This window comes from Ectothiorhodospira sp. BSL-9, assembly GCF_001632845.1.
Classification (GTDB): Bacteria; Pseudomonadota; Gammaproteobacteria; order Ectothiorhodospirales; family Ectothiorhodospiraceae; genus Ectothiorhodospira.
In genome coordinates this window covers 1,967,068-1,986,252 of record NZ_CP011994.1, presented here as the reverse complement: position 1 = coordinate 1,986,252, position 19,185 = coordinate 1,967,068, and the positions used below count along the sequence as shown (strand labels likewise).

Annotated in this window: 22 protein-coding genes, 1 other RNA gene and 1 riboswitch; of the genes, 8 read left to right on the top strand and 15 right to left on the bottom strand. The window is 64.7% G+C overall.

Annotated features, from left to right (window positions below; genetic code table 11):
• Nucleotides 1-35 precede the first annotated feature (35 nt).
• The 4 genes from ECTOBSL9_RS09375 (at nucleotide 36) to ECTOBSL9_RS09360 (ending at nucleotide 2,884) form a co-directional block, all read left to right on the top strand.
• Nucleotides 36-548 carry a protease complex subunit PrcB family protein gene (locus ECTOBSL9_RS09375; protein ID WP_063464817.1) on the top strand — a complete coding sequence of 171 codons (513 nt, stop codon included), beginning with the start codon at nucleotides 36-38 and terminating at the stop codon, nucleotides 546-548.
• A gap of 160 nt (nucleotides 549-708) precedes the next feature.
• Nucleotides 709-1,524 carry a prolipoprotein diacylglyceryl transferase gene (lgt, locus tag ECTOBSL9_RS09370; protein WP_063464816.1) on the top strand — a complete coding sequence of 272 codons (816 nt, stop codon included), beginning with the start codon at nucleotides 709-711 and terminating at the stop codon, nucleotides 1,522-1,524.
• Nucleotides 1,525-1,527: 3 nt separating this feature from the next.
• Nucleotides 1,528-2,361 (top strand): thymidylate synthase, encoded by an 834-nt coding sequence (locus tag ECTOBSL9_RS09365; RefSeq protein WP_063464815.1) that lies wholly within the window; start codon nucleotides 1,528-1,530, stop codon nucleotides 2,359-2,361.
• A 10-nt stretch (nucleotides 2,362-2,371) separates the two neighbouring features.
• Nucleotides 2,372-2,884: a dihydrofolate reductase gene (locus tag ECTOBSL9_RS09360; protein ID WP_063464814.1), complete on the top strand. Its 513-nt coding sequence runs from the start codon at nucleotides 2,372-2,374 to the stop codon at nucleotides 2,882-2,884.
• Between the two features lie 32 nt (nucleotides 2,885-2,916).
• Here ECTOBSL9_RS09360 and znuB read toward each other — a convergent pair whose 3' ends face one another.
• The gene (znuB, locus tag ECTOBSL9_RS09355) at nucleotides 2,917-3,729 is read right to left on the bottom strand and encodes a zinc ABC transporter permease subunit ZnuB (protein ID WP_063466117.1); all 813 of its coding nucleotides are present in this window, start codon (nucleotides 3,727-3,729) and stop codon (nucleotides 2,917-2,919) included.
• The gene (locus ECTOBSL9_RS09350) at nucleotides 3,729-4,532 is read right to left on the bottom strand and encodes an ATP-binding cassette domain-containing protein (protein WP_240480951.1); all 804 of its coding nucleotides are present in this window, start codon (nucleotides 4,530-4,532) and stop codon (nucleotides 3,729-3,731) included. The genes znuB and ECTOBSL9_RS09350 overlap by 1 nt, the downstream gene beginning before the upstream one ends.
• Nucleotides 4,533-4,941: 409 nt before the next feature.
• Here ECTOBSL9_RS09350 and znuA point away from each other — a divergent pair, with 409 nt between their 5' ends.
• Nucleotides 4,942-5,982: a zinc ABC transporter substrate-binding protein ZnuA gene (gene znuA / locus ECTOBSL9_RS09345; protein ID WP_063464813.1), complete on the top strand. Its 1,041-nt coding sequence runs from the start codon at nucleotides 4,942-4,944 to the stop codon at nucleotides 5,980-5,982.
• Between the two features lie 176 nt (nucleotides 5,983-6,158).
• Here znuA and ECTOBSL9_RS09340 read toward each other — a convergent pair whose 3' ends face one another.
• The 13 genes from ECTOBSL9_RS09340 to ECTOBSL9_RS09280 all read right to left on the bottom strand — a co-directional run bounded on the left by ECTOBSL9_RS09340 (nucleotide 6,159) and on the right by ECTOBSL9_RS09280 (nucleotide 18,201).
• Complete coding sequence (locus tag ECTOBSL9_RS09340) at nucleotides 6,159-6,662, bottom strand: heme-binding protein (protein WP_063464812.1); 504 nt, start codon at nucleotides 6,660-6,662, stop codon at nucleotides 6,159-6,161.
• Between the two features lie 116 nt (nucleotides 6,663-6,778).
• Nucleotides 6,779-7,141 (bottom strand): diacylglycerol kinase, encoded by a 363-nt coding sequence (locus ECTOBSL9_RS09335; protein ID WP_063464811.1) that lies wholly within the window; start codon nucleotides 7,139-7,141, stop codon nucleotides 6,779-6,781.
• On the bottom strand, nucleotides 7,141-8,610 hold the full coding sequence (gene gcvPB, locus ECTOBSL9_RS09330) for an aminomethyl-transferring glycine dehydrogenase subunit GcvPB (RefSeq protein ID WP_063466116.1): 1,470 nt from the start codon (nucleotides 8,608-8,610) through the stop codon (nucleotides 7,141-7,143). Before gcvPB ends, ECTOBSL9_RS09335 begins: the two co-directional genes overlap by 1 nt.
• A 77-nt stretch (nucleotides 8,611-8,687) precedes the next feature.
• On the bottom strand, nucleotides 8,688-9,188 hold the full coding sequence (tpx, locus tag ECTOBSL9_RS09325) for a thiol peroxidase (protein WP_063464810.1): 501 nt from the start codon (nucleotides 9,186-9,188) through the stop codon (nucleotides 8,688-8,690).
• A gap of 170 nt (nucleotides 9,189-9,358) precedes the next feature.
• On the bottom strand, nucleotides 9,359-10,720 hold the full coding sequence (gene gcvPA, locus ECTOBSL9_RS09320) for an aminomethyl-transferring glycine dehydrogenase subunit GcvPA (RefSeq protein WP_063464809.1): 1,362 nt from the start codon (nucleotides 10,718-10,720) through the stop codon (nucleotides 9,359-9,361).
• Nucleotides 10,721-10,786: 66 nt separating this feature from the next.
• Nucleotides 10,787-11,179 (bottom strand): glycine cleavage system protein GcvH, encoded by a 393-nt coding sequence (gene gcvH / locus ECTOBSL9_RS09315; protein ID WP_025282552.1) that lies wholly within the window; start codon nucleotides 11,177-11,179, stop codon nucleotides 10,787-10,789.
• A 99-nt stretch (nucleotides 11,180-11,278) separates the two neighbouring features.
• Nucleotides 11,279-12,388, bottom strand: coding sequence for a glycine cleavage system aminomethyltransferase GcvT (gene gcvT / locus ECTOBSL9_RS09310; RefSeq protein ID WP_063464808.1), 1,110 nt, complete (start codon nucleotides 12,386-12,388; stop codon nucleotides 11,279-11,281).
• A gap of 152 nt (nucleotides 12,389-12,540) precedes the next feature.
• Nucleotides 12,541-12,629, bottom strand: a riboswitch (glycine riboswitch).
• Between the two features lie 100 nt (nucleotides 12,630-12,729).
• A complete protein-coding gene (locus tag ECTOBSL9_RS09305; RefSeq protein ID WP_063464807.1) occupies nucleotides 12,730-13,332 on the bottom strand; it encodes a cyclopropane-fatty-acyl-phospholipid synthase family protein in 603 nt (200 codons plus the stop codon).
• A 138-nt stretch (nucleotides 13,333-13,470) separates the two neighbouring features.
• Nucleotides 13,471-14,670 carry a UbiH/UbiF/VisC/COQ6 family ubiquinone biosynthesis hydroxylase gene (locus ECTOBSL9_RS09300; RefSeq protein ID WP_063464806.1) on the bottom strand — a complete coding sequence of 400 codons (1,200 nt, stop codon included), beginning with the start codon at nucleotides 14,668-14,670 and terminating at the stop codon, nucleotides 13,471-13,473.
• A 35-nt stretch (nucleotides 14,671-14,705) separates the two neighbouring features.
• Complete coding sequence (gene ubiH, locus ECTOBSL9_RS09295) at nucleotides 14,706-15,908, bottom strand: 2-octaprenyl-6-methoxyphenyl hydroxylase (protein WP_063464805.1); 1,203 nt, start codon at nucleotides 15,906-15,908, stop codon at nucleotides 14,706-14,708.
• Complete coding sequence (pepP, locus tag ECTOBSL9_RS09290) at nucleotides 15,905-17,224, bottom strand: Xaa-Pro aminopeptidase (protein WP_063466115.1); 1,320 nt, start codon at nucleotides 17,222-17,224, stop codon at nucleotides 15,905-15,907. Before pepP ends, ubiH begins: the two co-directional genes overlap by 4 nt.
• Before the next feature lie 21 nt (nucleotides 17,225-17,245).
• Nucleotides 17,246-17,794, bottom strand: a complete 549-nt coding sequence (locus tag ECTOBSL9_RS09285; protein ID WP_063464804.1) for a UPF0149 family protein — start codon at nucleotides 17,792-17,794, stop codon at nucleotides 17,246-17,248.
• 104 nt (nucleotides 17,795-17,898) lie between these two features.
• Nucleotides 17,899-18,201: a hypothetical protein gene (locus ECTOBSL9_RS09280; RefSeq protein ID WP_063464803.1), complete on the bottom strand. Its 303-nt coding sequence runs from the start codon at nucleotides 18,199-18,201 to the stop codon at nucleotides 17,899-17,901.
• A gap of 168 nt (nucleotides 18,202-18,369) precedes the next feature.
• Between ECTOBSL9_RS09280 and ECTOBSL9_RS09275 the strand changes: the two genes are divergently transcribed.
• From ECTOBSL9_RS09275 to ssrS, 3 genes are all read left to right on the top strand, one after another.
• Nucleotides 18,370-18,603 carry a TIGR02449 family protein gene (locus ECTOBSL9_RS09275; RefSeq protein WP_063466114.1) on the top strand — a complete coding sequence of 78 codons (234 nt, stop codon included), beginning with the start codon at nucleotides 18,370-18,372 and terminating at the stop codon, nucleotides 18,601-18,603.
• Nucleotides 18,600-18,902 carry a cell division protein ZapA gene (locus ECTOBSL9_RS09270; RefSeq protein ID WP_063464802.1) on the top strand — a complete coding sequence of 101 codons (303 nt, stop codon included), beginning with the start codon at nucleotides 18,600-18,602 and terminating at the stop codon, nucleotides 18,900-18,902. Before ECTOBSL9_RS09275 ends, ECTOBSL9_RS09270 begins: the two co-directional genes overlap by 4 nt.
• A gap of 93 nt (nucleotides 18,903-18,995) precedes the next feature.
• Nucleotides 18,996-19,180, top strand: a non-coding RNA gene (gene ssrS / locus ECTOBSL9_RS09265) — 6S RNA.
• The last annotated feature ends 5 nt before the right edge of the window (nucleotides 19,181-19,185 follow it).

Below are 19,185 nucleotides of genomic sequence, written 5' to 3'. Positions count from 1 at the left end.
GACCGGAACCAAAGCCACCATCGACGAGGGGCAACATGACCCGCATCCCCCGAATCCTCCTGCTCACCGGCTGCCTGGCCATACTGCCCGTGCTGGGCGGGTGCCTTGGCGCATTGCCGGAAGGCGCGTCCCAGACTGCCCAGGTCCGCGTGCTCGCCTCTGGCACCCATTGCGGCCATGACGAAGCCGATCCCCGCATGCACATCCTCCAGGACGCCGCCGCCCTGCAACAGGTGCTGGACGACACTGGCCTGCGCGTTGATGAGGACACCCGGCCCAACTTCGACCACGAATGGGTCGCGCTGATCCATCAGGGCCGCAAGCCCACCCTGGGCTACAGCCTGGAACTGGCCGACACCTCGGTACGCATGATGAATGGCGTGGGCCAATTGCAGGTGCTGAACCGCGAGCCTCCAGCCGATGCCATCGTCGCCCAGGCCCTGACCAGCCCCTGCCTGCTCCTGGCCATGGAACGCCACCCCATGGAAGCCATCCAGGCAAAGGATCAGCACGGCACCCTGCTGGACGAAGCCACACTGAAACCCTAGGCAGAAAAGGGGACAGACACCTTTCCCGGCGCGCCGCTGGCGCGCGGAAAAGGTGTCTGTCCCCTTTTCTGCCGTCCCCTTTTCTGTCCCCCACCTGTCTCGCTGATCCATTCCCTGTTAAGATCCCCCCGCTCACAGGCCAGAGAGCATCCCCCTGCCCATGTACCCCACGCACCCCTTCATCGACCCCGTCGCCATCAGCCTTGGGCCACTGGATATCCACTGGTATGGACTGATGTACCTGGTGGGTTTCGTCGCGTTCTGGATCCTGGGTCAGGTCAAGGTGCGCCAACCGTGGAGCCCGCTGAACGCCATCCAGCTGGGCGACCTGCTGTTCTACGGCGTGATCGGCGTCATCATCGGCGGGCGACTGGGCTATGTGCTGTTCTACAACCTGGACGCCCTGGCCAGCGACCCGCTGCTGCTGATCCGCCTCTGGGAGGGGGGCATGAGCTTCCATGGGGGGCTGATCGGCGTGCTTGTGGCCAGCGCCCTGTTTGCCCGTAAACTGGGCGTCTCGTTCTTCCAGCTCACCGACTTTGTGGCCCCGCTGATCCCCATCGGCCTGGGGGCCGGACGCATCGGCAACTGGATCAACGGCGAACTCTGGGGCAAACCGGCGGAGCTCCCCTGGTCCATGATCTTCCCTGCCGTGGACATGCTGCCCCGCCACCCCTCCCAGCTCTACCAGGCCTTCCTGGAGGGGGTGGTGCTGTTCCTGATCCTCTGGTTCTTTGCACGGCGCTGGCATCCGGTGGGCGCAGTCTCGGGGCTTTTCCTGATCTTCTATGGCCTATTCCGGTTCCTGGTGGAATTCGTGCGCGAACCCGATGCCCATATCGGCTACCTGGCCTTTGGCTGGGTCACCATGGGTCAGGTGCTCAGCCTGCCCATGATCCTGGCCGGTATCGCCATCATGGCCTGGGCCTACCGGGGACGCGGCCAGGCCGGCAGCGGCGCCAAGGCAAAGGGCTGAGCAATGAAACCTTACCTCGACCTGCTTGAATACCTGCTGCACCACGGCACGGAAAAGACCGATCGCACCGGCACGGGCACCCGCTCCTTGTTCGGCCACCAGATGCGCTTCAACCTGGAGGAAGGCTTCCCCCTGGTCACCACCAAGAAGCTGCATCTGCGCTCCATCATCCATGAACTGCTGTGGTTCCTCCGCGGTGACACCCGGACCGACTATCTGCGGGAACATGGGGTGCGCATCTGGGATGAATGGGCCACCGAGGAAGGTGACCTGGGGCCCATCTACGGGGCCCAGTGGCGCGCCTGGCCCACCCCCGACGGGCGCCATGTGGATCAACTGGAGGAAGTGGTGGAACAGATCCGCGCCCGCCCCGATTCCCGGCGCCTGATCGTCAACGCCTGGAACGTGGCCGATCTGCCGGACGAGGGCATCTCACCCCAGGACAACGCCCGGGCGGGCCGCATGGCCCTGGCCCCCTGTCATTGCCTGTTCCAGTTCTACGTGGCCGATGGAAAGCTGTCCTGCCAGCTGTACCAACGCAGTGCGGATATCTTCCTGGGTGTGCCGTTCAATATCGCCTCCTATGCGCTGCTCACCCATATGGTGGCCCAGGTCACCGGCCTCAAGCCGGGAGACTTCATCCACACCTTCGGAGATGTGCATCTGTATCTGAATCACCTGGAGCAGGCACGGGAACAACTCACCCGCGCACCCTACCCCAGGCCCCGACTGGTGCTGAATCCGCAGGTCACCTCGCTGTTCGATTTTTGCTACGAGGACATCACCCTGGAGGGCTACCAGGCCCATCCCCATATCAAGGCCCCGGTCTCCATATGACGGTCTCCCCATGAGGCAGCAACAACCCATTCTGACCTGCGTGGTCGCCATGGATCGCCAACGCCTGATCGGCGCCGACAATCGCCTGCCCTGGCATCTGCCGGCGGACCTGGCCCATTTCAAGCGCCTGACCCTGGGGGGCACCCTGCTCATGGGGCGACGCACCTTTGAATCCATCGGCCGCCCCCTGCCCCAACGGCGCAGCATCGTACTCAGCCGCGACCCGGGATTTCAGGCCGAGGGTTGCACGGTGGTGGATTCTGTGGAGGCGGCCCTGGATGCCGCCGGTGATATGCCGGAGGTCTTCGTGATTGGCGGCGCCCGGCTATTCGAACAGCTGTTGCCCCAATGCGGGCGCCTGCACCTGACCGTGATCGATCATGAATTCCAGGGAGACACCTGGATGCCGGAACTGGATGCGGGCTGGCAGGAGATCAGCCAGGAGGCCCACGAGCCGGATGAGCGCAACGCCTGGCCTTACCGGTTCATCACCCTGGAACGATCCGCGATAACCCAAGGCTGATCCGGCGCCCTCACCGGGCCAGGGCACGCCCCTTAACGGCGCGCCGCCCCCCGACGCAGCATGCCCATGCCGGGCATGGCAAAGATCACCGCAAACAATACCGCGGCCGCCACCACGATGGACGGGCCCGTGGGCGTATCCCATTCCAGGGAGCCCCAGATCCCACCGGCCACCGCCAGCGAGCCGATCACGGCGGCCAGCAGCGCCATCTGCTCGGGCGTGGATGACAGGCGACGGGCCGCCGCCGCCGGGATGATCATCAAAGAGGTGATCAGGAGAATCCCCACCACCTTCATGGCCACGGCGATCACCAGGGCGATGAGCAGCATGAAACCAATGCTCACCAGGCTCACCCGCACCCCTTCCACCCGGGCCAGATCCTCGTGCACGGTCACCGCCAGCAGCGGGCGCCACAGCACCAGCAGCAACACCAGCGCCAGCAGGCCACCCCCGAAGATCCACCACACGTCGTTCCAGGACACGGCCAGAATATCCCCAAAGAGATAGGCCATCAGGTCGATCCGTACCCCCTCCAGGAAGGAGATGGCCACCAACCCCAGGGACAGGGCGCTGTGGGCCAGGATGCCCAGCAGCGTATCCGAGGCCAGCCTTTGCTGACGCTGTAGCAACACCAGCAGCATCGCCAGGGATACGCACAGCACGATCACGGTGAGATTCACGCTGATGCCGATGAGAAACCCCAGCGCCACCCCCAGCAGGGCCGAGTGGGCCAGGGTATCGCCGAAATAGGCCATGCGGCGCCAAACCACAAAGGAACCCAGCGGACCCGCCACCAGGGCCACGGCAAGGCCACCCAGCATCGCCCGGAGAATGAAATCATCCATCAGCATTCCTCCCGGTCCTTCGCCAGTTCCTTCACCACATCCCCATGCAGATCATGACGATGGTCGTGATGATGGGTGTAGACCGCCACCCCGGGCGGGACGGAATGACCAAACAGCCTCAGGTAGGCCGGATCCTGGCTGACCGCCTCAGGACGCCCGGTACAGCACACGTGCTGATTCAGGCAGATCACCGAATCGGCCGCCTCCATCACCAGGTGCAGTTCGTGGGACACCATCACCACGCCACAGCCATAGCGATCCCGCAGGGCCGCGATCAACTGGAATACCTCCCCCTGCCCTGAGACATCCACACCCTGGGCCGGCTCGTCCAGTGCCAGCAGATGCGGCCGGCGCAGCAGCGCCCGGGCCAACAGGATGCGCTGCATCTCACCACCGGAAACCGACTGCACCGGCTGCTCCAGAAGGTGCGCCACCCCGACCTCGTCCAGCACCCGGCGAAGCTCATCCTTGGGCGCACGTCCGCCCAGGGCCAGAAAACGCCGCACGGTGATGGGCATCACATTGTCCACCACGATGCGCTGGGGCATGTAGCCGATACGCAGCCCCGGGCGACGCAGCAACCGACCCTCGGTGGGCGCCTGCAGGCCCAGCAGGATGCGCAACAGCGTGGTCTTGCCGGCGCCATTGGGACCGATGATGGTGGAGATATGTCCGGGCTCAATGGCCAGATCCACATCCGCCAGGATGCGCCGCCCGCCCAATTCCAGACCGATACCCCGGGCATCCAGGAGACGGCCCTGCAGGGCCTGAGGTGGCTGGGATTTCCTGAAGAATTCAAACACGTGCCAAGAACCGGTTTCCTGTAGATTGGTTATAGTATATCGTTTGCAAGCATGATGAAGAGAGTTGCAAGCGCCACCCCGCACCCTGTTCTGCCCTGTGTCGCAAAAAGGGGAACAGTCCCCTTTGTCGGAGCATCGGCTGCCTAGGCCGGGTATCGGGGTGAACCTTGCCGGGGGGCCGCATCAAAAATGTATGGCGCCCTTTTTTGATGCCCAACATCGGCTGCCTGGGTTCTGGCATCGGGGTGAACCTCGTCGTGGCCGTGTCTTCGTCCGCGGGACGCCGTGAATACATCCCTGTAGGCTTGGCAGCCGCATCCATGCGGCTGACACCCGCTCCCGAAGACACGGCCACGACGAGGTTCGGATACACCCGGGTTTCGCCTGAAAAAAGAAAAGAGGAATCAACATGAAACTGTCACGCCTGACGATCACTGCTGTCCTCGGTGCCCTGTTGATCGGGCCGGTCACGGCCTCTGCCGCCCCCCAGGTGGTGGTGAGCATCCCGCCCATCCATAACCTGGTGAGTGGCGTGATGGATGGCGTCGGGGAACCCACCCTGCTGGTGCCGGCGGGCGCCTCGCCGCACAGCTACAGCATGCGCCCATCGGATCGGCGACACATGCAATCCGCCGATGTCCTCGTCTGGGTCGGCCCCCACCTGGAGAGCTTTCTGGAGCGTCCGATCGCGACCCTGCCAGACTCGGTGAGAAAAGTCACCCTGCTCAAGGATGTGGATCTGACCGTCCATTCGGGCCGCGAGGGGGGTGTCTGGGAGGCGCATCGGCATGACCATGACCACAACCACGACGAAAATCATGCCCACGGCCATGACGATCATGACCAGCACAAGCACACCCATGGCGACGACGGTCACCATGATGAGCACGGGCACGCGGAGGGTGGTCACGACCATTCCCACGATCACCATGTGGACGCGCACATCTGGCTGAGCCCGGACAACGCAGCCGCCATCGTGCGTCATGTGGCCGACGTCATGGCAGAGGCTGACCCGGACAATGCCGGCCGCTATGAAGAGAACCGGGATCGGATGCTGTCTCGCCTGGAGGCTCTGGACGACGAACTCAAGTCAAGGCTGGCCGCGGTGAGTGACCGTCCCTTCATCGTTTTTCACGATGCCTACCAGTATTTCGAGAAGCACTATGGCCTGACACCTGCCGGCTCCATCACGGTGGACCCCTCCCGCAGCCCTGGTGCCCAGAGGGTTCGGGCGCTTCGGGAGCGTATCCGGGAATCGGATGCCATCTGCGTGTTCACCGAACCGCAGTTCCGTCCGGCGATTGTGGAGACGCTGACGGAGGGGACCGGGGCACGGGTGGGTGAACTGGACCCATTGGGCGCGGAACTGCCAGCTGGGGAAGAGAGCTATTACCAGTTACTGGAGAATCTGGCCGACAGCCTCGTCGACTGCCTGGGTGACGATCAGTAGGCGCTGGCCTGCCGGCGATGCGCTGCGGCAGCAGCGCCCTGGCCAGGCTTGGTGCCCACCGCCTTCGCGGGCGAGGCCCGCTCCCACAGGGGGGGGCAATCTTCCACAGGGGGTTGTCCTTGCAGAGTGAGAGGCCCTGCTGGAGCCCCGGAGGGCTGCCTGCAGGGGCAATCTCCCTACTGGATCATCTCCAGATCCATCTGCACGGCGTCGATGCCGACTCGGGCGCACATCTCGTCGGTCTCACCCGAGGGGGCGCCACTCACACCCACGCCCCCGACGATACGGCCTGCCGCATGGATGGGCAGACCACCGGCGGAGAACACCAGGCCGTCCACCTTGCCCACCTGGAAGGGCTTGGTGAAACGATCCTCCATCTCGGACAGGGGGCCGTTGAAGGACATGGCGGTGTAGGCCTTCTGCTGACTGATGGCCAGGGTGATATCCATGGCCAGGGTATCCCGCAGGACCACCTGCGTGTTACCGCCACGGTCCACCACGGTCACGGCCACATTGACGCCCTCCTCCCGACAGGCCTCCAGGGTGGCCCGGGCCAGGTCATAGGCCGTATCCAGCGTCATGATCTTGATATCGATGGCAGGGGATTCCTGAGCCTGAGCGGTGGAGCCCATTCCCAGGGCGAGCGTGGCAGCAGCAAGGGTTGCCGAGAGACGTTTCATGTTGTTCTCCTTTGGGTGTTGGTCCGATGGGCACCGATGCATGGCCGGTGCCTTCGCATGCCTGACAGAGTGTAGACGGGAACGCGTCACTGAGAAAGATCAATCTCCCAGAGACATCACCCCCACAACACCAGCACCCACACCACCACCGCATGAGCAATGGCCAGGAAAACCGCCGCCGACCCCATATCCTTGGCCCGGGCCGAGAGCGGATGCAACTCCTCGCCGATGCGGTCGATGGCGGCCTCCACGCTGCTGTTGAGCAACTCGACGATGAGCACCAGCAGCAGCGAACCCAGAAGCAGGGCCCGCTCCACCCCGGTGTCCCCCAGCCACAGGGCCAGGGGTACCAGGATGAGCATGGCCATCAATTCCTGGCGAAAGGCCGCCTCGTGCCTGAAGGTGCTGCGCAGCCCCTTCCAGGAATATCCGGCGGCCTTGATGATGCGCGTGAGGCCCCGGTGGCCACTGTGGGCCATCAGTCGGCTGCCGCCTCGCGTGTCGAACCCGTCCAGGCCAGGTCCAGCTCCTTGGCGGCGCGCACCTCGTCAAACCGCCGATTGGGCTGGGTGTAAGGGGCACCCTTCACCTTCTCGGGATCATTACGGGCCTCGTCCAGGATCTGCCCCATGGCCTCCACAAAGGCGTCCAGGGTCTCCTTGCTCTCCGTCTCGGTGGGCTCCAGCAGCAGACACTCGGGCACCAGCAGCGGGAAGTACGTGGTGGGCGCGTGGAAACCGTAGTCCAGCAGGCGCTTGGCCACGTCCATGGCAGTCACCCCATTCTCCTTGGCCTGACGGCGCAGGGTGACGATGAACTCGTGGGTGGCACGGCGGTTGGGGAAGGCCAGGTCGAAACCCTTCTCCTTCAGGCGGGCCATCACATAGTTGGCATTCAGGGTGGAGAAGTCTGCCACCCGGGGCATCCCCTCCCGACCCAGCAGGCGCATGTACACATAGGCCCGCAGCAGCACACCGGCGTTGCCAGCGAAGGCCGACAGGCGACCGATGCTCTGGGGCAGATCCTTTTCCGTCAGCCAGCGGTATTCATCACCTTGCTTGTCCACCACCGGCACGGGCACGAAGGGACGCAGGCGATCGCTCACGCCCACGGCGCCGGCACCCGGACCACCGCCCCCATGGGGCGTGGAGAAGGTCTTGTGCAGGTTCATGTGGATCACGTCAAAGCCCATGTCGCCGGGGCGCACCTTGCCCAGGATGGCGTTGAGGTTGGCGCCGTCGTAATACAGCAGACCTCCGGCATCGTGGACCACCTGAGCGATCTCCTTGATACGCCGCTCGAACACACCCACGGTGGAGGGGTTGGTGAGCATGATGCCCGCCGTGGCCGGCCCCACCGCTGCTTTCAGGGCCTCCATGTTCACATCCCCGTCGGCATCGGTGGGGATCTCCCGCACCGTGTAGCCACACATGGTGGCGGTGGCCGGGTTCGTGCCGTGGGCAGCGTCGGGCACAATGATTTCCGTGCGGGCGTCATCCCCTCGCGACTGGTGATAGGCACGGATCATGGCCACGCCAGCAAATTCACCCTGGGCGCCCGCCATGGGGGTCAGCGAGACCTGGCGCATGCCGGTCACGTCCATGAGCATTTCCTGCAACTCATACATGCAGGCCATGAAGCCCTGACTCACCTGCTCCGGGGCGTAGGGGTGACGGCGCATGAAACCCGGCAGCATGGCCAGGCTGTTGCAGGCCCGCGGGTTGTATTTCATGGTGCACGAACCCAGCGGATAGAAGTGGGTATCGATGGAGAAGTTCTTCTGGGACAGGCGGGTGTAATGGCGTACCACGTCCAGTTCCGAGACCTCGGGCAAAGGCACCCGGCTGCCCCGTCGGAAACGTTCGGGCACGGCCGGCGCGGCGGGCTCGGCCAACGGCGCCTGGCTGGTGGCCCGACGCCCGGGACGGGAGAGTTCAAAGATCAACATACCTTGCTCCTGGGTCTGGAAAATCATGTTCAAAATCTGTGCTGGGGTGGGGGGCACGGCACCCCCACCCCGATCACTCACCCCAACGCCGCGTAAGCCTTGTCGTAATCGGGCTCCTGGGCGATCTCCGGTACCAGTTCCGTGTGGACAATGGTGTCCTTTTCATCCAGCACCAGCAGCGCCCGGCCGGTAATGCCGGCCAGAGGGCCATCCACGATCAGCACACCATAGTCCTTGGCGAAATTCCGCGAGCGCATCATGGAGAGTGTTTTCACCCGCTCCACATTCTCGCTACCGCAGAAGCGGCCCTGGGCAAAGGGCAAATCCGCCGAGATGGTGAGGATCACCACATCGTCACGTCCCGCCGCCCACTCGTCGAACTTCTTCGCCGACAGCGCACAGACAGGGGTATCCAGGCTGGGCACGATGGAAAGGATCTTCTTCTTGCCGTTGAAGTCGCTGAGGCTGACGTCGTTGAGGTCCTTGTCCACCAGGGTGAACGCCGGTGCCTTGCTGCCCACCTTGGGCAGGTCGCCGCTGGTGTTGATGGGATTGCCCTGCAGAGTGATCTTGGCCATGGAGAGTCTCCTCCGGTTTTGTGGTCTGCGTAGGGGCACTGGCCCCCGGTCTGTGTTGCCCCACCGTCCCCATGCCCGAGTGCTTCCGGGATGGGGGCGGTGGGGCAACGGTCAACCCTTGCTCAAGTCTTGGGCAATCCTGGCCCGATTCGGGTTCAGTGAGCCCGCCGTCAGACGGACGAAACCACCTTCTCCAAGGCTTCCACGTAGGCGTCCAGGTCGGCCTCGGTCTTGGTCTCTGTCACGCACAACAGCAGGACATTCTTGAGATCCGGATAATCCCGACCCAGAGGATAACCACCCAGCACACCCTCCTCGGACATGCGCTGCATCACTTTTTCGGCATCGGTGCCCAGACGGATGGCCGCTTCGTGGAAACGCTCACCGGAGAAGGCCACATCGAAGCCTTTCGCCTTGAGTTTTTCCACCAGGGCGGCGGTGCTGTTCATGCAGGTGCTGGCCACCCGTTCCAGGCCCTCCGGCCCCAGCAGGGCCATGTGGATGGTGGCGGCCGTCACCACCAGCCCCTGGTTGGTGCAGATATTCGAGGTGGCCTTGGAGCGGCGGATATGCTGCTCCCGGGCCTGCAGGGTGAGCACGAAGCCCTCCCGACCATCGGCGTCCTTGGTGCGGCCCACCACCCGCCCCGGCATCTGGCGGACATGCTCCTTCCGGCAGCACATAAAGCCAAAATATGGCCCGCCGGAGGACAGCGGCGCGCCCAGGGGCTGGCCGTCACCCACCACCATGTCGGCCCCCTTGGCACCCCATTCACCGGGGGCCTTGAGCAGGGCCAGGGAGACGGGATTGACCACGCCGATGGCCTGGGCGCCCTGTGCATGGGCCCAGTCGGTGAGGGCATCCACCTCTTCCATCACACCAAAGAAGTTGGGCTGCGGGATCACCAGGGCGGTCACATCCCCGCCCTCGAAGCTGGACAGGGAGGCCACATCCACGCGACCGGTCTGCGGATCGAAAGGCACCTCCACCAGATCGATTCCCTGGCTGCCGACGATGCTGCGGGTCACCGCACGATAGGCCGGGTGCACGCTGGCGGGCATGATCACCTTGCGGGCCTTGGACTTGCGGTTGGCGCGCACCGCCATGAGCACTGCCTCGGCCAGGGCCGACGCCCCGTCGTACAAGGAGGCATTGGACATGGGCAGCCCGGTGAGCCGGCTCATCATGGTCTGGTATTCGTAGATGAGCTGCAGGGTTCCCTGGCTGGCCTCGGCCTGGTAAGGAGTGTAGGCGCTGTAGAACTCGCCGCGGGTGGCGATCTGCCAGACGGCCGCCGGGATATGGTGCTCGTAGGCACCGGCCCCGATGAAGTTCAGGCAGGTGGCGTCCTCGCCGGCCCGGGCCTCCATCAGCCGGGTGACCTCCATTTCGCTCATCGCCGGCGGCACGCTCCGCAGGCCGTCCACGCGCAGGGCGGAAGGGATTTCGTCGAAAAGGGTTTCGACGCTGTCGGCGCCAATGGCGTCGAGCATCTCGCGCACATCGGATTCAGTATGGGGAATGAAGGGCATGGCTTGTCGAGGGTCTCCGGGCTGCTGGCGGCGGGTTTGAGGGCAAGCGGCGCTGACTGGCCCGCCTCAGCCCTCGGCCTCCAGATGCTGATTGTAGGCGTCGGCGTCCATCAGGGCGTCCAGTTCGCTGGTGTTGGCGGGCTTGACGCGGAAGATCCAGCCCTCGCCATAGGCATCACTGTTCACCAGTTCCGGGCTGTCGCCCAATTGTTCGTTCACGGCCACCACGTCGCCGCTCACGGGGGCATACACGTCCGAGGCGGCCTTGACGGATTCCACCACGGCACAGGCGGCACCGGCCTCCAGGCTGGAACCCTCTTCCGGGGTCTCTACAAAGACCAGATCACCCAGTAGTTCCTGGGCATGATCGGAGATACCCACGGTCAGGGTGCCGTCGGACTCCTGGCGCACCCATTCATGGGACTTGGCATATTTCAGTTCAGCAGGAACATTGCTCATGGGATCTTCTCCGAAGAATGACATCGAGGATAAGGTGACAAAGGGACAACAGGAGGGGCCGGCAATGGCCCCTCCCGGAAATATAAACCGTCTGGGGGCTCAGTGGATCTGGACCAGGGCCTGGCCGTTGCGCACGAACGGTGGCTTGACCACTCGGGCCGGCACCTGCTTGCCGCGGATCTCCACCTCAACCTGCTCGCCGGCGCCCGCGGGGATGCGCGCCAGGGCGATGGCCACCCCCAGGGTGGGGGAAAAACTGCCGCTGGTGGTCTCACCCTGACCGGCCTCACCTGCCGACACCGCCATGTGGCCACGCAAGACGCCACGCCCCTCAAGCACCAGACCCACCAGACGCCGCGGCACGCCCTCGGCCTTCTGCTTCTCCAGGGCGGCACGCCCCATGAAATCACGGTCGGCGGGTGCCAGAGCCACGGTCCAGCCCAGGCCCGATTCCAGGGGAGTCACCTGCTCGTCCATGTCGGTGCCATAAAGGTTCATGCCTGCCTCCAGGCGCAGGGTGTCGCGGGCGCCCAGGCCAGTGGGACGCACGCCGGCGGCGGCCAGGGCATCCCACAGGGCGCGGGTTTCCCCCTTGGGCAGCACCACTTCGAATCCGTCCTCACCGGTGTAGCCCGTGCGGGCCACGAACCAGTCCTGCCACTCCGTAGCACGGAACGGTGACAGGGCCTCAACGTCAGCGCGCAGGGCCTCGGGCAGCAGCGGCAGGCACAGGGCCCGGGCCTTGGGGCCCTGCACGGCAATCATGTCCAGGTCGTCCCGTTCCTGCACGGACACCTGGGGCGCACCGGGCATGTCCCGGGCCACCTGCTGCATCCAGGCCAGATCCTTGTCGCGGGTGGCGGCATTCACCACCACCCGGTAGCCCTGTTCACGGCGATAGGTGATCAGGTCATCCAGCACCCCGCCCTGCTCGTTGAGCATGCAGCTATACAGGGCGCGGCCGTTTTCCTTGAGCTTGTCCACGTCATTGGCCAGCAGGTAGCGCAGGTAATCCCGCGCTCCGGAGCCGGTCACGTCCACCACGGTCATGTGGGACACATCGAACATGCCGGCCTCGCGACGCACACCGTGGTGCTCTTCCAGTTGGGACCCGTAGTGCACCGGCATGGACCAGCCGGCGAAGTCCACCATACGGGCGCCAGCGGCGACATGGGCATCGTGGAGTGTTGTCTGCTTCAGTGTGGTCATTTTTTCGGCTCCCGGAAAACAAAAAAGGGGCGGCCGACACGTGTTATGTGTCGACCGCCCCTCTGTCCTGAAACCTGAGAGATTAAACCGGTGCCAAGGCCCGATTATCCCCTTCGGTGGGCCTGAAAACAGGCCACTCTCCAGAGTCGATATGTGGCAGCGCGGTCCTTTTGCCTGAGCGTTTCCGGGCGGAAGTTGCGCCTTCGGCGCCCCGTATGGGGGTCTCTCCCGCACTGCCTGGGCACCGTAGCACCCGAATCAATGCCCTCACTATAACCCAGCGGCCCCGGGTTCGGAAGGACTTATGGACATATAAACTTCATATGGGGGATAGACTGAGGCTATTCAGGGCGACGAATCAAGGCACGGGTCACTGCAGCCCGGCCCCGGTGGCCCGGACCCTCATCCAGTTGCACCGCCAGTTCGGCCAGTTCCATGAATTCGGCGCCGGCCAGGTCCTCACGCAGCATCACGCTGCTGTAGAGCATGTCGGGCTCCCGGGGGCCACCGCTTTCGTAATTGATCTGTTCGGGATGAAAGGCCTCCAGCAGCAACCAGCCGCCAGGCTTGAGGGCTTCCAGCATGGACTGGTGCACCTGGCGACGCTGAGCAGGAGGCAGATGCACGTAGATGGAGATCACGTGATCGAACTCGCCCTTGGGCCACTTCCAGCCCACCAGATCCGCCCAGACCGTTTCCAGGATCACGCCCTGATGCTGTGCCAGGGCCTGGGCCTTGGACAGGGCCTGCTGGGAGAAGTCCACCGAGGTGACCGACAGCCCACGCGACGCCAGCCAGACGCCATTGCGCCCCTCTCCATCTCCCACGGCCAGTACCGTCTGCCCGGCCTGATACAGGCCGTGATGCGCCAGCAGATAGGCATTGGGGGCCGTTCCGTAAACATACTCCGAACCGGAGTAGCGGGTATCCCAGAATTCTTTCATGCGAATCGTCCCCGTGGCACCCAGTGGTGAAAAGCCCATTGTACAGCTTGCCGGCGAGTCGCGGAGACCGCGGTGGCCCGTTTAAAGCGCTTCGCGGCCCGGGGCCGCTCCCACAAAAAAGGCATCACCAAAGATGGGTCAGGTTCGGTGCTCGCCCAGGCCCAGGGCATGGCGCATCAACAGGTGCTTCAGCGGCGTCACCTGATGGGCCAGGTTCAGGCCCAGCCCCCGCAGGGCCGCCAGTGGTGGCTGTTCGCTGCCGAAGAGATACCTGAAGCCCTCCATGGATCGCATCATGATCAGGTTGTCGCCGCGACGGGCCCGCTCGTAACGACGCAACGCCCGAAGATCTCCGGCATCACTCACCCCGGGGGCACAGACCGCGCTGACCAGGGCGTGGGCATCCTGAAAACCCAGGTTGGCCCCCTGCCCCGCCAGGGGATGGATGGTATGGGCCGCATCCCCCACCAGGGCCAGGCGGGGCCGCACGTAATGCTCCGCCTGGGAACCGCGCAAGGGAAAGGCCGCCCGTCTGGATGTCTCCAGCACCTGCCCCAGACGATAGTCCAGCCCATCGGCAAGGGCCTGGCAAAAGGCCTCATCATCCAGATCCCGAAGCCCCTCCGCGCGGGCATCATCCGCCGACCACACAATGGAGCAGCGCCCATCCCCCAGGGGCAGGAAGGCCAGCGGCCCGGTGGGCAGGAAACGTTGCCAGGCCGTGTCCTCATGGGGCAGGGCCGTGCGCACGGTGGCCACCAGGGCCTGCTGACCGTAATACCGGCTGTTCACGCGAATGCCCGCCAATTCCCGCAGGCGCGAGCGGGCGCCATCGGCACCCACCACCAATAGGGCCTTGAGACGACGACCACTGGCCAGCATGAGCTCTGCGTGGCTGCGCCGCACATCCAGCCCCATGAGGGTATCGGGGGCGATGATCTCCACCATGGGGTCCTGCTCCAGCCGATCCCACAGGGCGCGCTGCACGACGCGATTCTCGATGATGTGCCCCAGGTCAGGCTCTGCCAGATCCCTGGCCTCGAAGCGGATGCGCCCGGACCCGGCGGCATCCCACACCTCCATGGCCTGATAGGGATGCGCCCGCAGGGCCAACATGCCCTCCCAGGCGCCCAGGGACTGGAACACCCGCTGCGCCGCCCGATTGATGGCAGACACACGCAGATCATGATCCCCCTCGGGATCGAACGCCCCCGGCGGCTGAACCTCCACCAGGGCCACCCGATGCCCGGACTGGGCCAGTTCGGCCGCCAGGGCAGCGCCCACCATGCCGCCGCCAACGACGATGGTGTGGAACTCAGGGGTCTTCGCGTGGGACATGCGTGTTTTCTCCGTATCTTCCGCCGAAACGGCGCTTACAAACCCATTCCCTTCCTGGCCACCTGCCGACGCAGGGGCCCGCAACGATCCAGCAGCATCAGGCCGGCACCACGCAGGTGGGCCAGCGGCGAAAACGGGGTGGCAAACAGTCGCGCCAGGGCGTCGGTGGTGTGGATCACGGTGTTCAGATCCCCCTCGCGGCGGGATGCATAGTCACTCAGCAAGGCCGGAGAGCCGGGATCCTCGCCATCCGCCCGGGCCTGGGCCAGCAGATCCGCCAGGGTGCGCACATCCCGCAGCCCCAGATTGAACCCCTGCCCCGCCACCGGATGGATGGTGTGGGAGGCATTGCCCACCAGCACCACCCGGGGGGCCGTATCCCGTTTCGCCCGGATCAGACTCAGCGGATAGGCGGCCCGTTGCCCCACCTTGCGAAAACATCCAAGGCGATGACCAAAACGATCCTGCAGCCGGGCCAGAAACTCCCCATCGCTCCAGGCCAGGGTCCGGGCGACCTGCTCCTGGGGCCGCACCCACACCAGAGAGCAACGCCTTTCATGATCCGGCCCGCGAGTCAACGGCAGCAGGGCGATGGGACCCTCATCGGTAAACCGCTCATAGGCCACCCCCTGGTGATCCTGACCCGGCGTGACATTGGCGATGATGGCTGACCCCTCGTAGGGGGATTCGTGCACATCGATCCCGGCCAGGGCCCGCAGGCGCGAGCCCGTGCCGTCGGCGCCCACCACGAGACGGGCCCCCAGGGACTGCTCCTCTTGACCCTGGCGGATATTGAGGACCAGGCGATCCTCTCCCTCCTGGTAATCCAGCAGTTGCGCCGGGGTGGTCACGGCCACGCCACTGGCCTCCAGGGCCTGATGCAGTACCGGCCCCAGCTGCCGGTTGATCAGCACATAGCCCAGGGCCTCCACACCAGAGTCATGATGATCCATGCGCGTGGCTCCCAGGTAACCGCGCTGGGACACATGAATCCGGCGAATGGGTTCGGCATGGGGCGCCAGGTCTGCCCAGACACCCAGCCCCTCGAGCAGGCGGCGGCTGCCCCAGGAGAGCGCCGTGGCCCGGTCGTCATAACTGGGCTGCCCGGCCACTCCCGGCGGGTGCGCCTCGATCACACGCACGGAAAACCCGGTGCGGGCCGCTGCCAGAGCCAGGGTGGCCCCCACCATGCCGCCCCCGATGACCGCCAGATCCACGTCCGGAAGAGGCTGGTTCATGACTGAGCCCCCACCAGGGATTCCAGTTCATCGGGTTCCTTGGGGCAGTCGGCCGTGAGCACTTCGTGCCCGTCCCTGGTCACCACCACGTCATCCTCGATGCGGATGCCGATATCCCGGTAGGCCTTGGGCACACCCTTGAGGGCACGGCTCAGATACAGTCCCGGCTCGATGGTCATGACCATGCCCGGCTCCAGCAATCGCCAGGCATCTCCCAGCTTGTAATCCCCCACATCGTGCACGTCCATCCCTAGCCAGTGACCGGTGCGGTGCATGTAAAACGGGCGATACGCTTCGTCCTTGATCAGCCTGGCGGGCTTGCCCTTGAGCAGCCCCAGGCCCACCAGCCCCTTGGTGAGCACCTTCACCGCCGCCATGTGGGGGTCATCCCAGTGATTGCCGGGGACCACCTGGGCGATGGCGGCCTGCTGGGCCTCCAGCACCAGTTCGTACACCTCTCGCTGGGCCGGGGAAAAGCGGCCGCCGACCGGGAAGGTGCGGGTGATGTCACTGGCATAGCCCTGGTATTCACATCCCGCATCAATCAGCAGCAGGTCGCCGTCCTTGAGCTGGGCCTCGTTCTCCGTGTAGTGCAGGATGCAGCCGTTCTCCCCGCCCCCCACGATGGAGGGATACGCAGGCTCGGTGCCGGCGCGGCGGAAGGCGTAGAGCAGCTCCGCTTCCACCTGGTATTCCCAGGCGCCGGGGCGACAGGCCCGCATGGCCTGAACATGCGCCTCGCTGGTGATCCTGGCTGCCTGACGCATGGCCTTGAGTTCGAAGGCGGACTTGAACAGGCGCATGTCGTGGAGCAGATATTCCAGGGCCACGAATTCGTGGGGCGGGCGAGCGCCCGAGCGCACCTTCTCCCGGATGTGGTTCACCCAGCCGATGAGCTTCCGGTCGAAATCCGGGTCGCGACCGAGACTGGTGTACACCCGTTCCCGATTTTCCAGCAGGCCGGGCAGGATCTCTTCCATGTCGCCAATGGGGAAGGAGTCATCCGCACCAAAGCCTTTCACGGCACCGTCCTGGCCGGCGCGCCGGCCATTCCAGGTCTCCATCGTGGGATCCCGTTCACGGCAGAAGAGGATGAACTCGCCCTGCTCCCGGCCCGGCACCAGCACGGCCACCGCTTCCGGCTCGGTAAAGCCGGTCAGGTACCAGAAATCGCTGTCCTGCCGGTAGGGATATTCCACATCGTGATTGCGCGACCGCGTCGGAGCGGCGGGAATGATGGCGATGCCGCCCTCCCCCATGGCGCGCATGAGCTGGCGGCGGCGGCGGGCGAATTCCTTTTGCTGGGTCTTGTTCAGGGGCATGGGGCTTGGTCCCGGTTACTGGATCCGCGATGGACCCTTCAAGGGTTGGAGTTCCTCGCTGACCAGCAGCACCCCCATGCGGATGTACTCCTGGATCTCCTGATACGCCACCTCGTTCTCCTCATCCTCCTCCACGTCGAAACCGGTGCCGGCGATCTCGGAAAGATCCTTGATGAATTCCGCCGAGTCTTCCGGCAGCTTGCCCGGATCGGTCACACCGGCCACGGCCAGCCCGTAGAGAAACCCCTGGCACCAGTGGCCCAGGGCCGACACGCGGCCATCCAGGTCGCCTTCATCCCCCGGCAACAGCAGTTCAAAGCTCAGCAGGGCATCCGAGAGCTGCGTACGGGTCTCGTCGAACAACTGCCCCAGCAACCGGCGGGGCTCGCCGGTGGGCATCTCGCCGGGCTGCTCCTCCGGGAAGACTTCGCGCATCCAGGCCTCCACGCCGGCGCCCAGGTTGGCAGTGAGCATCCCGCACAGGGTGCCATGCACTTCGGCGGCGCCGGCGGTGGCACCGGCAGTCTGCAGGGCGTCTTCAACGGTCTGATATGGGGGCAACATGGGGCAATCTCATCACGGGATAGCGATCAGGACAACAATCGGTGGCAAGCGGTTCCGGGCCGATCAGTGTCAACAGGGTGTCATCGGCCCTGGGGCCGATGCAGTCAGAAAGGCTCCAGCCGCGCCTCGTCGGGCAGCAGGATCAGGCGGTACAGGGTTTCGTCCAGTTGCACGTGGGCAAACTGAGGCTCCCCCAGGTTGATCACCCCACTGCCCGCCGCCGACAGCGCAGAAAGGCCGAAACGCCGCTCGGCGATCAACTGTTCCAGCAGCGATGCCAGGACATCCCGTGGAACCCGCCCAGTGGTATCAACGATGCGACAGGGCTTGCCCCCGCTGGTGACCGACTCGATCACAACGGAACCTTCAGGGGCCGGCGTGAAGCCGGGGGCGTCATCCGGGGGCATGTTCGAGAATCCGTGAAGACCTGGGAGCTTGCAGTCTAGCAAGCTCGCGCGGCGCAAGGCCATCGCGGGCAGCGGGCAGAGCGCCTGCGAATGGTCCGATTGCGATCGCACTGGAGGGGCTGACCGGCCCCGTTGACGCCCCCCGGGGCGCAGGCCTATATTGACCCCATGAACGCCATTCACCACAGCGCCGAAGCCGACCACAGCCTGCGCGATCTGGAAACACGCATCGAGGCGCTGGCGCGTGCCTGCGACCGGCTACGGGATGAGAATCGCATGCTTCGGCAGCAAAACGAGCAATTGCTCACAGAACGGTCCATACTCACCGAAAGAGGGGAGCAGGCACGCATCAAGGTGGAATCAATGATCAACCGTCTCAAGTCCATGGAGCAGGCCGTATGACGGAGACCGTTGCTGAACCGGTGACGGTTCAGATCCTGGGCAAGGAATATCGGGTGGCCTGTCCGGAAGAACAGCGTCATGCCCTGATTGCCTCGGCCAACCTGCTGGATCGCCGCATGAAGGAGATCCGGGACACGGGCAAGGTGGTGGGTGGAGACCGGATCGCCGTGATGGCGGCCCTGAACATCACCCACGAACTGCTCACGCTGAAGGATCAGCAGGCAGACATGGACAAGCGCATTCAGGCCTTGCGTGCACGGGTCGATTCGGCGCTGGACAAGGAAGCCGAAGGGCAGTAACGCGTTTTGCAGAAGCGGCCCTGGGCCGCGAAGATCCTGGTCAGGGATTGTGGTATGTTGAAACCCTGCACCAACAACGATTTTACGGTTTGGGCACCTCTGCGGTGTTCGTGAGCGGCTGGGTATTATCCTTGAGCCTAATGAACTACCCCGGGAGCCATTCTGCAGTGATGTTGTGCATGTCCGCCCCGTAGCGGAAAGCCTTGATTCACTGCGTCGGCACCCACTTGAACCGCTGGTTCAAGGTCGAAAGTCTGCCACGGCATTCGCGGAGTGTGTCCTC